At 46.1% G+C, this 14,527-nt stretch carries 14 protein-coding genes; 7 read left to right on the top strand and 7 right to left on the bottom strand.

All coding sequences use genetic code 11. The annotated features are described in order from the left end of the window. Genes nqrE through ACO05Z_RS10420 form a run of 5 tightly spaced genes read left to right on the top strand, consistent with a single transcriptional unit; the run spans nucleotide 1 to nucleotide 3,633 of the window. The gene (gene nqrE, locus ACO05Z_RS10440; protein ID WP_419781156.1) at nucleotides 1–609 is read left to right on the top strand and encodes an NADH:ubiquinone reductase (Na(+)-transporting) subunit E; all 609 of its coding nucleotides are present in this window, start codon (nucleotides 1–3) and stop codon (nucleotides 607–609) included. Nucleotides 610–669: 60 nt separating this feature from the next. Then, nucleotides 670–1,896, top strand: a complete 1,227-nt coding sequence (gene nqrF / locus ACO05Z_RS10435) for an NADH:ubiquinone reductase (Na(+)-transporting) subunit F (RefSeq protein ID WP_421902126.1) — start codon at nucleotides 670–672, stop codon at nucleotides 1,894–1,896. Continuing rightward, nucleotides 1,877–2,935 carry an FAD:protein FMN transferase gene (locus ACO05Z_RS10430; protein ID WP_421902125.1) on the top strand — a complete coding sequence of 353 codons (1,059 nt, stop codon included), beginning with the start codon at nucleotides 1,877–1,879 and terminating at the stop codon, nucleotides 2,933–2,935. The genes nqrF and ACO05Z_RS10430 overlap by 20 nt, the downstream gene beginning before the upstream one ends. Nucleotides 2,936–2,946: 11 nt before the next feature. After that, entirely contained in the window at nucleotides 2,947–3,150 is a 204-nt protein-coding gene (locus ACO05Z_RS10425; RefSeq protein ID WP_421902124.1) for a hypothetical protein, read from the top strand. Between the two features lie 21 nt (nucleotides 3,151–3,171). Continuing rightward, the gene (locus tag ACO05Z_RS10420) at nucleotides 3,172–3,633 is read left to right on the top strand and encodes a hypothetical protein (RefSeq protein ID WP_421902123.1); all 462 of its coding nucleotides are present in this window, start codon (nucleotides 3,172–3,174) and stop codon (nucleotides 3,631–3,633) included. Nucleotides 3,634–3,902: 269 nt separating this feature from the next. On the opposite strand, the gene ACO05Z_RS10415 is transcribed toward ACO05Z_RS10420, so the two are convergent. From ACO05Z_RS10415 to ACO05Z_RS10390, 6 genes are all read right to left on the bottom strand, one after another. Continuing rightward, nucleotides 3,903–4,505: an ABC transporter ATP-binding protein gene (locus tag ACO05Z_RS10415; RefSeq protein ID WP_421902122.1), complete on the bottom strand. Its 603-nt coding sequence runs from the start codon at nucleotides 4,503–4,505 to the stop codon at nucleotides 3,903–3,905. Then, nucleotides 4,493–5,269, bottom strand: a complete 777-nt coding sequence (locus tag ACO05Z_RS10410) for an ABC transporter permease (protein WP_421902121.1) — start codon at nucleotides 5,267–5,269, stop codon at nucleotides 4,493–4,495. The genes ACO05Z_RS10415 and ACO05Z_RS10410 overlap by 13 nt, the downstream gene beginning before the upstream one ends. Beyond that, nucleotides 5,266–6,228, bottom strand: coding sequence for an ABC transporter substrate-binding protein (locus tag ACO05Z_RS10405; protein WP_421902120.1), 963 nt, complete (start codon nucleotides 6,226–6,228; stop codon nucleotides 5,266–5,268). The genes ACO05Z_RS10410 and ACO05Z_RS10405 overlap by 4 nt, the downstream gene beginning before the upstream one ends. Before the next feature lie 4 nt (nucleotides 6,229–6,232). Next, entirely contained in the window at nucleotides 6,233–7,270 is a 1,038-nt protein-coding gene (locus ACO05Z_RS10400; protein WP_421902119.1) for a methyltransferase domain-containing protein, read from the bottom strand. Between the two features lies 1 nt (nucleotide 7,271). Further along, on the bottom strand, nucleotides 7,272–9,395 hold the full coding sequence (locus ACO05Z_RS10395; protein ID WP_421902118.1) for a TonB-dependent receptor: 2,124 nt from the start codon (nucleotides 9,393–9,395) through the stop codon (nucleotides 7,272–7,274). A gap of 64 nt (nucleotides 9,396–9,459) precedes the next feature. Further along, complete coding sequence (locus tag ACO05Z_RS10390; protein ID WP_421902117.1) at nucleotides 9,460–10,455, bottom strand: helix-turn-helix transcriptional regulator; 996 nt, start codon at nucleotides 10,453–10,455, stop codon at nucleotides 9,460–9,462. A 342-nt stretch (nucleotides 10,456–10,797) separates the two neighbouring features. Here ACO05Z_RS10390 and ACO05Z_RS10385 point away from each other — a divergent pair, with 342 nt between their 5' ends. Further along, entirely contained in the window at nucleotides 10,798–12,150 is a 1,353-nt protein-coding gene (locus tag ACO05Z_RS10385) for an SLC13 family permease (RefSeq protein ID WP_421902116.1), read from the top strand. A gap of 41 nt (nucleotides 12,151–12,191) precedes the next feature. On the opposite strand, the gene ACO05Z_RS10380 is transcribed toward ACO05Z_RS10385, so the two are convergent. Then, nucleotides 12,192–12,857, bottom strand: a complete 666-nt coding sequence (locus ACO05Z_RS10380) for an ArsR/SmtB family transcription factor (RefSeq protein ID WP_421902115.1) — start codon at nucleotides 12,855–12,857, stop codon at nucleotides 12,192–12,194. Between the two features lie 118 nt (nucleotides 12,858–12,975). Here ACO05Z_RS10380 and ACO05Z_RS10375 point away from each other — a divergent pair, with 118 nt between their 5' ends. Then, complete coding sequence (locus ACO05Z_RS10375) at nucleotides 12,976–14,526, top strand: ABC transporter substrate-binding protein (RefSeq protein WP_421902114.1); 1,551 nt, start codon at nucleotides 12,976–12,978, stop codon at nucleotides 14,524–14,526. Nucleotide 14,527 lies beyond the last annotated feature (1 nt).

Raw genomic sequence — 14,527 nt, 5'->3', positions numbered from 1 at the left:
GTGGAAAACTTAATCAATATATTTGTAAGATCGATCTTTATAGAAAACCTTGCTCTGGCTTTCTTCTTAGGCATGTGCACCTATCTTGCGGTGTCCAAGAAGGTCCAGACATCCATGGGACTTGGCGTGGCCGTTATTGTGGTCATGACCATCACCGTCCCGGTCAATAACCTGCTCTACAACTACTTCCTGCGTGAAGGGGCCTTGGCATGGGCCGGGTTCGGGAATACCGACCTGACCTTTGTGGGCCTGATCTCCTACATCGGTGTTATCGCGGCTATCGTCCAGATTCTGGAAATGGCTCTCGATAAATACGTTCCCTCGCTTTACAACGCGCTGGGTATCTTCCTGCCGCTGATCACGGTTAACTGCGCCATTCTCGGGGCTTCCCTGTTTATGGTTGAGCGTGATTATAACTTTGTGGAATCCGTGACCTTCGGTTTCGGTTCCGGCGTGGGCTGGGCTCTGGCTATCGTGCTTCTGGCCGGTATCCGCGAGAAGATGAAGTATTCTGATGTGCCTGAAGAACTGGAAGGACTGGGGATCACATTTATTGTGGTTGGACTCATGTCCTTCGGATTCCTGTCTTTTTCAGGGATTCAGATGTAGGCGGGGTAGGCGTTAATAACGCCTGCAGATCTATGAACAGCTAAACTATGGGGAAGAACCATGGTTGAAATAATACTCGGTGTGGTGATGTTTACCGGCGTGGTCCTAGCGCTGTGCGTGTTCATCCTTCTGGCCCGGGCCAAGCTGGTCCCCAGCGGAGAGGTGAACATTGAAATTAACGGTGATCCGGAAAAGACTGTTGTGGTTCGTCCCGGCACCAAACTTCTCGGCGCTTTGGCGGAAAAGGAAATCTATGTTCCTTCAGCCTGCGGGGGCGGTGGTTCCTGCGGTCAGTGCAAATGCCACGTTCATGAGGGCGGTGGAGATATTCTGCCCACGGAAACCTCATTCATTAACAAACGTGAAGCCCGCGAAGGCATGCGTCTGGCTTGTCAGGTCAATGTTAAACAGGACATGAAGATTGAGGTTCCGGCTGAAATTTTTGATATCAAAAAATGGGAATGCACGGTCAAATCCAACATCCCCCGGGCTACCTTTATCAAGGAACTTACTCTTGAATTGCCTGCGGGTGAGAGTGTTGATTTTCGGGCCGGTGGATATATCCAGATCGAAGCCCCGGCGCATACTGTCCACTACAAGGATTTTGAAGTGGGCGACAAATTCCGGGAGGACTGGGACAAGTTTGATCTCTGGCGCTACACCTCTGTAGTCAAAGAGCCTATTGTAAGAGCTTATTCCATGGCCAACTATCCTGAGGAAAAGGGCATTATCATGCTTAACGTCCGTGTTTGCCCGCCGCCTCCATTCGAGCCTGAGGCGCCTCCGGGACAGATGTCTTCTTTCATTTACAGTCTTAAACCCGGCGACAAGGTCACCATTTCCGGCCCTTACGGTGAGTTCTTCGCCCGCGATACCCAAGCCGAGATGATCTTCATCGGTGGTGGTGCAGGTATGGCTCCCATGCGTTCGCACATCTTCGATCAGCTGCGCCGTCTGGCTACTGACCGCAAGGTCAGCTACTGGTACGGTGCCCGAAGCCTGCGCGAAATGTTTTACGTGGAAGAGTTCGACAAGCTGGCCGAGGATTGCCCGAACTTTACCTGGCATGTGGCCCTGTCTGATCCGCTGCCTGAGGATAACTGGACCGGGTACACCGGGTTCATTCATCAGGTGCTTTATGACAATTACATCAAGGATCATCCTGCCCCCGAAGATTGCGAATTCTACATGTGCGGACCGCCGATGATGGCTTCCGCTGTGGAGAAAATGCTCATGGATCAGGGTGTGGAAAAAGAGAATATAATGTATGATGACTTCGGTGGATAATCGTGTCCGGACCGGGCCTTTAAGCCCGGTCCGGGGATTTATGTGTCTGTTGGCCCTGCTTATTTTAGTCGGGTGCGGCAATGATTCTGCTCCTGTTAGATTACAGGGTAAAGCCATTGGTACGACATACTCGATAGTTGCCTACGGTTTACCGGATGGGCTTGATGCTCAAAAAATGCATCAGGGTGTGGAGCAGGTGGTGGCTGATGTCAATGTGGTCATGTCCTTGTTTAAACCAGACTCCGAGTTGTCCCGTTTTAATAAATATGATGGGGCAGACTGGTTTCCGGTTTCAAAAGAACTTGCCGGGGTGGTCAGGACTGCCAAGACCATTAGCCTGCTGACCGGGGGAGCTTTTGACATCACTGTGGCTCCATTGGTTAATCTCTGGGGATTCGGACCGGAAAAGAGGCCGAATAAAATTCCCACTGCTGGGCAGATTAAAAATGCACAGGCAGAAATTGGTGCGGATTTCGTAGAAGTGCGCATTGATCCTCCCGCGCTAAGAAAGCTCAAACAGGGGATTTCCATTGATTTGGCAGCCATTGCCAAGGGCTATTGTGTGGATGCCGTATCCGGCTGGCTGAAGGATAAAGGAGTCTCTGATTTTATGGTTGAAATCGGAGGTGAAATCAGGACTGCCGGGACTAAACCGGGTGACGCTCCATGGTTGATCGGTGTTGAAAAGCCGGTTGCCGGGGGACGTTCCGTACAGGCCGTTATTGAATTGAATGGTAAGGCCATGGCTACCTCCGGTGATTACCGCAACTATTTTGAGGCGGACGGGAAACGTTATTCCCACATCATCGATCCGGTCATTGGTAAACCCATCAGCCACAACCTTGTTTCGGTTAGCGTGGTGGAGGACTCCTGCACCATGGCTGATGCCCTCGTCACCGGGCTGATGGTGCTTGGGCCGGAGCAGGGCATAAATCTGGCTGAGAAGCATAAGCTGTCCGCCTTTTTCATCGTGAGAACAGAGGACGGATTTGCAGAAACCGCCACAGGCGATTTCCCGCAACATAAAGCAATGAAGTGAGGATTTAGCTCATGGAAAATATAATTTTGGCTGCTGTTGTTTTCGGGCTGGTCTTTCTGGCTCTGGCTATCGGGGTAATTTTTAAACGCAACTGCATTCGCGGTTCATGTCAGGGTTCCATTCAGGCCGGAGACGGTTCCGGGTGCCGTTGCGGTAAATATGATTTTGATAAGAAGCTTATTGATAAAAATAACTCGTCATTGAAGCCGCTGTAAAAGCGACCAGGAGAAATTGCTATGATGACAACAATTCAGACCGCAAAGGATGTAATTGAGCAGACTCGCGCTTTCCATAACAGACTGGTGTCGTTTTATAAGGATTTATCCTATCAGGTCGATAAAGAGCGGGTCAAAATACTGTTGGAATACATGAGCCGCCACCATGAGAATCTGGTTGAAATCATGGATGAATATGGGGCCGGTGTTTCAGAACATGTGCTGAATACCTGGTTCATGTACGTCCACAAAGAGTGCGACCTGTCTCCGTTTTTCAGCGCTGACTTGGGGCCGGATATGACTGCACAGCAGGTAATGAAGGTTGCCATTGATCTGGATAAATGCTTGCTGGAAACATATGAAGCCATGCTTCAGAATGATATTCCTGATGATGTCAGTGAAGTTTTTCAAGGACTCCTTGATATGGAAAAGCGGGAAAAGATTAAAATGGCTAAAAGTGCTTTGAAGATTGAAACTTTATAGCATTCGTTCTGTGCTCCAGAAATTTATAAATAACGACCAATTTAGCCCCTTTTTTGGGGGAATGAACGTATCTGTCCGTAGATTTACCTGATGGTCGGCTCAGATACAGAACTAGCAGGCCGTCGGTTCAATTCTGATCATTGTTCTATTGAAAAAAGGTCCTGCAATGTGTTCGCACATTGCGGGACCTTTGCTCGTGGTGCAGGGAATGGCAAGATCGTGTGTGTAATTTGCGTGCAAATTGAGAATTTTCTTGGGGGAGCGATTTTTTAAAGATTGCCTAAATAAACAGTTCGATCTGTCCTGTCTAACAGTTCAGAGTGATCGTGAGTAACTTGTATTAAAGCTGTCTTGTTGATGTCTAAGGATGATTCCAAAAGAGATTTCATTCTATCTTTCAGTCTTTTGTCTAAACCTGTGAACGGCTCGTCCAACAGTAGTATTTTGGGATTAACCGCAAGGGCTCTGGCAATTGAGACTCGTTGGCGCATGCCTCCTGAAAGTTGGTGGGGGAGCATTTTTTCGAATTTGGAAAGCTCCATGCGACTTAAAAAATAACGAGATCTGTCAATGGCTTCATGTTTCTTAATTCCCATGGCACGAAGTGGCAGGGCAACATTATTCAAGGCCGTATCCCAAGGAAGCAGACGTGCTTCTTGAAATACGTATCCAATGTGAGTCGTTCCGATTTCCATGCTCCCCGAATCAGGTTTTTCCAAACCTGCTATTATGCGTAGTGCTGTTGATTTTCCGATGCCGCTGGGACCAAGCAGTGCTAAAATTTCACCATGGTTAACCTCTAGATTAAATCCGGATAGAATTGGGTTTTTACCGAATTTTTTATTGATATTCTTCAATCTTATGATGGGCATGTTTGCTTCCTTTCTATGGCTTTGCGAGCGGGGCGCAGCATGAGAATTTCCACACCGCCTATGATAATCATCGCTAGCACTGTAAGAGCATAGAGATTATCTGTTTGAAGATTTGTTCTGGATATGGCCAATGCATGTCCAAGCCCCTTGTTGGTCCCGAGCATTTCCGCCAATACAACCAGTCGAATACAGTTGCCGGTGGCTATAACCACTGCAGATAGCAAAGGTCTTGCAAGAGCCATTGCGTATATTCTTGTTAAGCGCATGTGCAGTGGCAATCGGTAAACTTTGGCCATTTCTGTGAGGTTACGGTCTACGTTCATCATGCTTTCAGCCACATTTACGTATATGATGGGAGCGATCATGGTGGAGGTAATACTTACGACCATAACAGTACCCATACCGAACCAGAGCATAAATACAACCACAACTATTATGCCAGGGATGCTTGTGAGGATCCAACGGGTTGGAGCAAGCATAAGGCGTAAGGGGGCTATTAATCCGGCTAAGACGCCAAGCATCGCACCGCTACCGATTCCGATGCATAAAGACAAAGCAATACGCCTCAAGGTCGGGACCAGATGTGTCGTCAGAAAAACCTTATCTCCGAGAAGGCGAAATAAAGCGGACATTGTTTCAGCTGGGGTTGCTATGACCAATCCTGAATAATTTTGGGCTAAAGATTCCCATCCTATAATCAGCAGCATAAAACCTAGAGCATTATAAAAGGCTGGAGGCAATTTCAATGACCGGAAGGCAATCATTGTCCCACCTCAAACAAATCATTTTTCGGTATGGGACCACCAATGGCATCAGGGGAGAGCTCTTTGATTTTAGATAAGAAAAAGATGGCATTTTTCCGTGCCCTTTGATTGTTTAAAGTGTGAATATCGATTTTTTTTATTGCTCCTGAATCAAGTTGCGCTGCCAGAGCAGGGAATTTTTGTCGTGTAAGAGTTAGGGCTTTGGAAGGGTTTTGCTTTACCCATTCACATGCCTGTGTGTGGGCTTTGCGAAAATGCTGTATCATATCCGGGTTCTCTGCTTTCGATCTGAAGAAAGTCATACTTGTTGAAGCAAGACGGTGACCGGGAAAAGTTCTTGTCCAGACCTTGCCCATGCTTATCCTCCTGACCAGCAGGGGGGAGCCCTGGGAGTGCTTTTCCTGAGAGCGCAGTATGGCGACAGATACAGTCGGTTCACTTAGCATTGCGTGTTCTCCTTTTCCTGCCAGTAAAAGATTAACCGCTTCCAAAGCTCCACTTGTATGCCTGATGGATATTTCGGTGGGGTTATCCTTCAAGGTCGCTTTAAATAACAGTTCCGGCATTTCTCCCGGTCCAAACGGGAAAAGAAGTGTACCCTTAAGCGACTCCAGTGTATCTGGTCCCGGTCTGTTGGATACGATCCAGATCGGGGATTCATAGAGTTGGGCGATACGTACATTTATTCCTTTATTATGCAATGTGGAAGCAGCAGCTGTTGTAATGATCGCTGCATCAATTTGTCCTCCGACGATCATGGCCCGGAGCATGTCCGGTGAATGCCATGGAAGGAATTTTAGATCGAAAGGTTGGTCCCAACTCTGCGTCTTTTGCGACATAGCGATAAGGGGAACACTTTCAGCAATGGGAGGACCTGAAACAACAATAACTTGGTTTGCTATGCACTGCGCTGGGCATGCAAGGGCTAGTAATAATGCGATTAAGAATATTTTTTTCATGATCTTATCTACTTTTGCGGGCAATGGTCAGTTCTGCTGGACCAAAAGGTAAATCCATGATTCTGATTTCTATTGCGTAGAAACCTGATTCATGAAGATAAGAGGCTATTTCTCCCTGCTCAAAGGAAACATCCTGTCCTTCCAGAGCCAGAGAGAGGCGGGACAAAACCATGTCTGAAGGCTGAGTCCGTTCGCAGGCAAGCCCTTCATGTAGGCTGAGAAATAGTCCTCCGGGGTTAAGAGCGTTGTATATGCGGGAGAACATGGAGCTAAAATCCTTAACATAATAAAGAGTCTGGCTGGTCCAGATCAGGTCGTAATTATGCCCGAAGTCGACTTTGTTATAGTCTCCGGCAATTGTGTGCATACGGGTTTCGAGTCCTGCGGCAGCAATCTCTTTTTGCGCCACCTCCATAAGAGGAGGCATATCGCATAAATATCCTTCCATGGTTGGATGATTGGAAACCACTTCCATGCACATGATCCCGGGGCCGCATCCCAGATCCAGCATGCGCTGTATGCTGGGGTATTCCGGTAAAGATGAAATGAGTGAAGCCACTCGTTTTGCCATACCTGCCTTTTGGTAGTTGGCTAAATGTCGCGCTGATTCTTTCCATTTTTCTTCTCTGTCCAGTTTGTCCTTTATTTCCAACTTAGGGGGACCCTGGACGATTAATTCTGGAATACGAAAAAGATTGCGATGTTGCATCTGAGATATATTGTTTACCATACCGCCAAGATAGGTAGGACTTGTGGTCAGCAGGTAGGATTTTGAAAAAGGAGTGTTCGTATAAGTTCCGTTTTCCTTGCCAACAAAACCCAAGGCAGTCATGGCATCGAGAAAGTATATGAGATTGGACTCATTTGCTTTTAGTTTAAGAATTTTAGCAATTTTTTTAGGTTCTTGTGTGGTTTCCAAAATGTCCGGAAGTTTCATTATTATGGCAGTTTCAAGTACAGCCATACGTGTCGGGCCGACCATCAATTCAAAAAGGAAGTCCAAATCCTGTGAGAGGGGCAGTGTGTTCAATTGCTGTGTCATTTTAGAAATTCCAGTTCAGGGTGAATCCGTAGGTCATGGGGGCTCCGTCTTCAACTAGCGTTGCACCGCTTGCGGTAGCGACTTTTTTAACCGAATAGGCCGTGTCAAAAATATTTTCAGACCATATGGAGAACTCTAAGTCGCCGGTTGTATATCCAAGGCGGAGGTTTACGGTTTCATATGCATCGCCCTTAAGTTCGTTGGCTGCGTCATAATACTGCTCTCCGGTACCTAAGAGGTCCGCAATGATGAAAAAACCGCTATCATGGTTGTACTGGACTCCCAGATTATATGTGTATTCAGGAGCCCACGGGAGCTTTTTGCCGCTGTAATCAACTGCTGTGCCGCCTGTTGTTGTCGTCCAATTATCAATTTCAGAGTCTGCGTACCCAAAGCCGGCAATAAATTGCAGCTCGGGAATTGGGCTGTAGCTACTTTCCAATTCTATCCCTTGGGTGTGCGCAGAAGCTGCATTGCTGAATTTCCAAGCTCCTACGCCTCCGCCAGCTATGGCTTCTCTAACTTGCTTGTCGGTAATGTCTGTATAGAAGGCGGTAAGATTGAAAGTAAGTGAGTTGTCGAACCAGTTGGTTTTGATTCCTGCTTCGTAGTTTAAGGTGTGTTCGGCATCATAAGCAAAGCTGTCAGCATTTGTGGCTGAATAAAAGTTGAATCCACCAGATAAGAATCCTGTAGAAATTGTAGTGTAGGCCGTAATGTTGGGATTGAAGTCATATGCTAAAGATCCCATTGGGAGAAATTCTGTATTGTCGATAGTTTTTTTATAGGAAGTGGCTCCAGTATTGGGCGTGTAGGTCTGTTTACCTGCGTTATGGGAAATCTCCACTCTTGTGCCACCAGTAAGGTGCAGTCCATCCAGCATCTCGTAAGTGGCCTGTCCGAATAAAGCACCAGACGTCAATTCACTGTTGCCGGAACGTGAAGAACTTAATGCAGGTTTTATATTGGTAAAATCAATTCCGGCATTTATATTTTCGTAGTTTCCGTTAAGGCCTACCAACCATGTGAGATCGCTTTTTCCTTTTGAAGCAAGGCGAAATTCCTGATTCCAACTGTCCATATCCATACTCAGGTCCGAATATGAGATGGGCATGGCGGTTCTGTCTGAGTCGAGGTGGTGTTCACGGTCGAAGGTGCGATGACTGGTTATAGAAGTTAGCTCCATCGTCGGCCATGTATGTTTTGCCTTAATTGACTGGCCTATTTCTTCCTCTGTCGCTTTATCGTTTTCATTGCTTGTAACTTTGTAACGGTCTGTTGCACTTTGTCCTGTCATGTAGCGCAAAGAGCTAATGCCGAGGTCCCGTTTTGCGCCATCTAAACTAAAGGAAATGTCCCAGTTGTCATCGGGGGTCCAGCGAATGGTTCCACGACCATCAAAGGTTTCTCTACCTGTTACATCATCGTCATTTGTTAATATATTTGTGTTGTATCCGTCAGTCGTCACCCCTTGGATTGTAATGCCGTAGAAGAGTTTGTCTTCAGTAATAGGGCCGCTGGAGCTGATTCCCAGTCTAGCGGTATAATAGTTGCCGACTTCCAGCATCAGTCTGTTGCGCTGTTCATTGTCCGGCTGTTTCAGGACAATATTTATAACTCCAGACTCACTATTCTTTCCATATAGTGTTCCTTGGGGACCACGGAGAGCTTCAACACGTTCAACATCGAATAAGTTTTGATTACTCATGTAGCCGAGAGGATAGGGCACATCGTCGATATATAACCCCATGGGGCTGAACAAGGATGTATCAATGGTGGAAATACCACGGCATATTATTGATCCGCCGGAACTTGTGTTTTTAATATAGATGTTGGGTGTGTAACGGGTCAGATCTTCGAGTTTGTCTACGCCACGTGTTTCAATAAATAAATCATCAAGGACAGAAATATTGCCCGCAAATTCTTTCGCAGTACTTTCGCGTTTTGCCGCGTATATCGTTACAGGTTCCATGGTGAAAGCCGTCTGATTGCCTTTAGAGGCTGTTTCTTCAGCTAAAGCAATTGAATGGCAGAGTACAATGGTTGTAAATATTAAAAGAGCAAGTTTAGTTTGTTTCATTGTGTTTGACCCTTTGAATTTCAATTGGTTGAATTTGATATTCATGGTCAATACACTTGCGTAATAAGTGTGACTAATCGTGCAAGGGTAAAAAATAACGCTGGAAGGACTATTTGTTTTTGGGAGTCAGTAAAAGTCTTTGATTTGTCAGAAAATGTTTTGGCAGCAGACCAAATCTTTTTTTGAAGGCACTACTGAAATGACTTAAATTTAGGTATCCTATAGCATATGCAACTTCAGTAACATTTTGATCTCCTTGTTGCAGAAGTTCATATGCTTTTTGCATTCTGACTTCTCTGAAATAACCAAAAACAGAGGTGTTGTAGATTTGCCTAAAGCCGTTTTTTAATTTTTTTTCATTAATGCCGACATGGAGTGCAAGTTCACGCAGGCTGGGCGGATTTTCCAAGTCGCTGATCAGAAATTTGCTTGCTGCATGAATTCGGTCAACATCATCTGGGCGTAAGGGCTGCGATGAAGGATGTGTGTTTGTTGCGGTCCTAATATAATCATGAAGCTGTATAGATAGGAGATCCATGACCCTGCTTTCCATGAACAGCTTGCGTAACCCTCCGTAATATTGGCATTTGATAATTTGGGTTAAAAGATGCTGTTTTGTAGGATCACAGGGTCCAAACCAATGAATTGGGTTTGTTTTGCAATTTTCAAGAGTTTGCTGAAAGTCTCGGGGCAAATCGTCCATATTTTCCGCAAAGTACTCACGAAGAAATTGCTGTGAGACAATAATGCCTATTACACAAGTTGTTTTATCTACAGGGCGTTCTATAACCCCACAAGTTTTTGGCAGATAGAATATACCGTTCGACCCGGACTGCATCTCGTCTACGTGGTTACGTAGCGCTCCGCTGGAAAATGAGCATCTGTTCGTTCCAGAATAGGTAAAGCCAAATTGTATCGGGGCTTCATCTCGGTCAAAGCTGGCTTTCAAATTTAACTGCGGAGTGGTTTTGGAAATGGTCAGAGTCAAACCGGGGCGGAGCAAAGTGTTTTGAAAACATCTTGAACCTAAAATTCCACTTTCGGCTGAAATTTTAAGCGTTTTGTGTTGCTGAGAGATTTCGGTTGTGGTTAAAGCTGATTCCACAGAAGAGCCTCCACTGTTGTTTAGTTGGATTTCTCTCCAAATAGGCTACTAGAGAATGAGTGTCAATATCATTTGTGTTGAGGAAGAATTGCGAATTAACAACAACCCGTCAAATATTAAAAAAACATTTCTGAGAGCAGTCGGCGACGCAACTCCAGTCATTAACTATATGAAAAAGTATAACCTCGTAATGCGCTGGCACATTACGCCTTTATTTTCAGAAATATAACCTAAGGTTATTTGCCAAAATTATTGACAAAAGTAGGTTTGGTCTTTTAGTTATTCAAACATTCTTTTGAATGTTTGAATTTAGTGTGTTTTGATATCTAAGGGGATTTGTTGATGCCGACTATTTCAAGAAGATTAATCCCGGCAGTAGCGGCTGGTATATGTATTTACGTGGCAATCATGATTACTGAAGGGCAGGGGTATGGGCTGAGGGTAACCGCAGCTGCAGTTACTATGCTTGTCTGTTGTTGGGGATTTCGGATAGTTTCAGAAGGTGTTGCAGCAGTTTTGTTTTTCTTGATTTTGGCGGGAAGCGGGGCTGTTTCGGCAAAGTATGTTTTTACAGGCTTTGCCAGTCCGGCATTCTGGTTGGTGTTTTCTGGACTTGTTATTGGTAAAGCGATCGCAAGTTCAGGACTTAGTAATCATATGGCTTCCTTGTTAAGTCAAAATAGAGAAGCAAGTTATCCTGCCGTTTTGGGCCGGATTATTGTCGCTTCGACTATTTTTGCATTTCTGGTTCCTTCAGCCTTGGGACGAATCATGATTCTACTTCCTATTTTGACCGGTCTTGCTGAGAGATACAGATTCAGCAAGGAGAAGAATGGTTATGCTGGTATTGTGCTGGCAGGTGTGTTTGGCACTTATTTGCCTGCGTTTGCTATTCTCCCTGCCAACCTTCCGAATATCATTCTTTCCGGAGCGGCAGAATCTGTATACGGGATTCATATCGGATACATGGAATACCTGTTGCTGCATTTTCCTGTGTTGGGATTGGCAAAGGGATTCTTGCTTTGGTGTTTTTTGATTTGGATGTTTCCGGCGCAAATAGGCTTATTTCAATATGAAAAGCAACGGATTCCGTGGACAACAGAGCAGAAAATAGCTTTGTCAGTTTTGGGGGCGGCCCTGGCTTGCTGGATGCTGGATTCCCTGCATGGAGTCTCACCGGGGTGGGTCGGGCTGGGGGCAGCCTTGATGCTGCTGGTTGAACCTAAATATTTTGGTCAAAAACTGCTGGCGGATATTAAGATTGAGACTTTGCTCTTTATAGCTTGCGCCATCAGTGTTGGGGATATCATGCGTGTTTCCGGTCTTGGTGAATATCTTACGACTAATATTGTTGCTCAAATTCCTTTGCAAAAGTATGGGATTCCGGCTTTGCTGGGTATTACCTCTGGAACCGGATTGATCACATCTCTGCCCGGCATTCCATCCATGTTTGTCCCACTTGCAGGGGAGTTGTCCAAGGCGGCTGCTATTCCGCTCAAGACAATGCTTATGTTGTTAGTTCCAGCCTTTTCAACCATTATCCTGCCCTATCAGGCTCCACCTCTCATTGTGGCCATGCACTACAGCGGCATGGCCTACCGCAAGTTGGCTGTTGCCTGCATAGGAATGGCTCTGTTGACCATTGTGATTCTATTTCCACTTGATTTGCTTTGGTGGAAATTGATCGGTTTTTAACTTGGCGTAAGTAGCAGGGAAGGGGGATTAAGCGACTGTGTTTAGGGTTTGCAGGATTCTACCTGCTTGCCAGCAATACGCCAAGCGGGAAACCCGCCGGCCAGACGTTTTACCTGATATCCTTTGGGACCGAGAATACGTGCAGCCATGAGCGGGATAAGACAGTAGCGTCCGCGGCAGTAAACAATGCATCTGGTGTTGCTATCGGCTGAGGGAAAATCATCAAGGTCTTCCTTTTCCATATGAACGGCCCCGGGAACATGGCCTGCATTGTACTCAGAGACCGGCCTCATATCGAGGATCAGACATTTTTCCTGAGCACAAAGTTCCTCTGCTTCATCGGGAGTGATCTCTTCAACCTGTTCATCTGGGGGGAAGCGGTCTGCAAGAATTCGGTCCAGTTCCGGTAGATTGTCCACAGCGACGCGGTGCAGGATGTCGATCATTGTAACTACGCTGTCATCGACCAGACTGTAAAATGCATATTGGCCCTCACGGCGTCTGCTAATTAGACCGCATTGGCGCAGTAGTTTAAGGTGGTGTGAGGTGTTGGAAACGGAAAGGCTGCTGTGTTTTGCCAGTGACTCCACGTCGCGCTCACCTTGAGCCAGAAGCTCGAGGAGTGCCAGACGGTTGGCGTTGGCAAGGCCCTTGGCAACCAAGGCAAATACATCATTAAGTCTTTTTTTTTCATTAAGCCGTGACATGTAAAGCTACATACACGGCATGGAGGACAGCCGCAACTAAGACTGTTGTCCTCTTGACAATGAAAATTGTTTTCAATATTAATCAAACATTCTTTTGAATATTAAATTAGGAGAAAACATGAGTCGAATATCGCTCGTATCGTTAGCCTTGGCTTTGGTTTTGATTCAGGTGACAGCGTTACCTGCCTTCTCTTCAAATCAAAAGCCATACATAATTGCCGGACCTCGTGGAGATTGGGGATTCCCGGCTCCATTGGCACATATCAAGAAAGGCCCCGGTTATGCTTTAACCAGTCTTCTTTTTGATACTCTTGTCTGGAAAAACGAAGCTGGAGAAATTATCCCTGCCCTTGCGCAAAAATGGCAGCAGGAAGGGGGCGGGAAAATATGGACGTTCGGACTTAATAAAAAGGCAAAATGGCATGATGGCCGGAACGTTACTGCTGAAGATGTGGTGTTTTCTATTAATTTTCTGCATGAAAAGTCATACCCTTTTGCCAAGCTTGATGTCATTGAGTCAGCAAAAGCCGTGGACGAAAGCACGGTCAGGATTCAGCTCAAACATCCTTTTGCACCTTTCCTTACTTTCGTTGCCGGGAGCATGCCTGTTCTCCCGGAACATATTTATAAGAATCTTGATGAGACAGAATTCTCTTCTCCTAAGGCTGCCATCGGCTCAGGCCCGTACAAATTTGGGTCATATAGCAAGACCCACAAGAGATATGTATTTACGGCCAATCCTGAATACTATGTCGGAAGGGCGCGCTTTTCTTCAATAATTTTCCTTAAGATGTCTCCCGGAGCGGCAGTGAAGTCCATCACTAAAGGGAAGATCGACATGATGCGCAAGGTTGCGAAGTCTCAGCTTGTATCGCTGGACGGAACGGGGCTCCAGATACTCGAGGCTGATTCCGGACATCCGGTCAGACTTCTTTTCAATCACCGGAAATCACAGTTCAAAAGTCTTCATGCCCGCAAAGGTGTGGCTTTTGCTTTAGATGCGGAAAAATTGGCCGTTATTGCAGCTCAAGGGGCGGCTCTGCCCAATGAGCCGGGTGGCATGCCGTATTCGAGCAATTGGAAAGAAAGTAATGTTCCAAGATATCCCTATTCACAGGCCAAGGCTTTGGAACAGTTCAACAAAACAGGCTGGAAGACAGATTTTGACGGTAAAGTAACTCAAGATGGTAAAGCAGTTCATCTGCGTTTGTTGACTGAGAAAAAATACATGGGGGCAGCCAAGGTCATCGCAAGCCAGCTTGCTGAGGTCGGAATTGTTGTGGATGTGACTTCTACAGCTCCCAATATTTTTAAGACCAGACTTAAAGATATGGATTTTGATATGGCGCTGGCTTCGCGTTCAGCTCTGGGGGATCCTCAGAATTACGCCAATGTTGTCATCGGCAACAGTCCATACGGTGATCGTTTTAACTCCAATGCCGAGCTGGCCAGAATTCTTGAAGTTCAAGCTGAGACTGTTTCTGATGATGATCGCTTAGCTATGGTTAAAGAAGCCCAGAAAATTTATGCCAGTGAACTCCCAGCTTACCAGCTTTATACACCGGTGTGGTATGCAGCAGCTAACGTGCGGGCAAGGGTCTGGTTTACCGAGGGCGGTATAGGCCATGGCGTCCCGCTGCCACTCAACAAGCTTATTTTCCTAGAGTAGT

This window comes from Maridesulfovibrio sp. (genome assembly GCF_965230075.1).
Lineage (GTDB): Bacteria > Desulfobacterota > Desulfovibrionia > Desulfovibrionales > Desulfovibrionaceae > Maridesulfovibrio.
This window is presented reverse-complemented; position numbering and strand designations above follow the sequence as displayed.

Excerpts from the sequence above, each read along its gene's own strand:
- nqrF (WP_421902126.1), top strand. The coding sequence starts at position 670 with ATGGTTGAAATAATACTCGGTGTGGTGATGTTTACCGGCGTGGTCCTA.
- ACO05Z_RS10430 (WP_421902125.1), top strand. The coding sequence starts at position 1,877 with ATGATGACTTCGGTGGATAATCGTGTCCGGACCGGGCCTTTAAGCCCG.
- ACO05Z_RS10425 (WP_421902124.1), top strand. The coding sequence starts at position 2,947 with ATGGAAAATATAATTTTGGCTGCTGTTGTTTTCGGGCTGGTCTTTCTG.
- ACO05Z_RS10420 (WP_421902123.1), top strand. The coding sequence starts at position 3,172 with ATGATGACAACAATTCAGACCGCAAAGGATGTAATTGAGCAGACTCGC.
- ACO05Z_RS10415 (WP_421902122.1), bottom strand. The coding sequence starts at position 4,505 with ATGCCCATCATAAGATTGAAGAATATCAATAAAAAATTCGGTAAAAAC.
- ACO05Z_RS10410 (WP_421902121.1), bottom strand. The coding sequence starts at position 5,269 with ATGATTGCCTTCCGGTCATTGAAATTGCCTCCAGCCTTTTATAATGCT.
- ACO05Z_RS10405 (WP_421902120.1), bottom strand. The coding sequence starts at position 6,228 with ATGAAAAAAATATTCTTAATCGCATTATTACTAGCCCTTGCATGCCCA.
- ACO05Z_RS10400 (WP_421902119.1), bottom strand. The coding sequence starts at position 7,270 with ATGACACAGCAATTGAACACACTGCCCCTCTCACAGGATTTGGACTTC.
- ACO05Z_RS10395 (WP_421902118.1), bottom strand. The coding sequence starts at position 9,395 with ATGAATATCAAATTCAACCAATTGAAATTCAAAGGGTCAAACACAATG.
- ACO05Z_RS10385 (WP_421902116.1), top strand. The coding sequence starts at position 10,798 with ATGCCGACTATTTCAAGAAGATTAATCCCGGCAGTAGCGGCTGGTATA.
- ACO05Z_RS10380 (WP_421902115.1), bottom strand. The coding sequence starts at position 12,857 with ATGTCACGGCTTAATGAAAAAAAAAGACTTAATGATGTATTTGCCTTG.
- ACO05Z_RS10375 (WP_421902114.1), top strand. The coding sequence starts at position 12,976 with ATGAGTCGAATATCGCTCGTATCGTTAGCCTTGGCTTTGGTTTTGATT.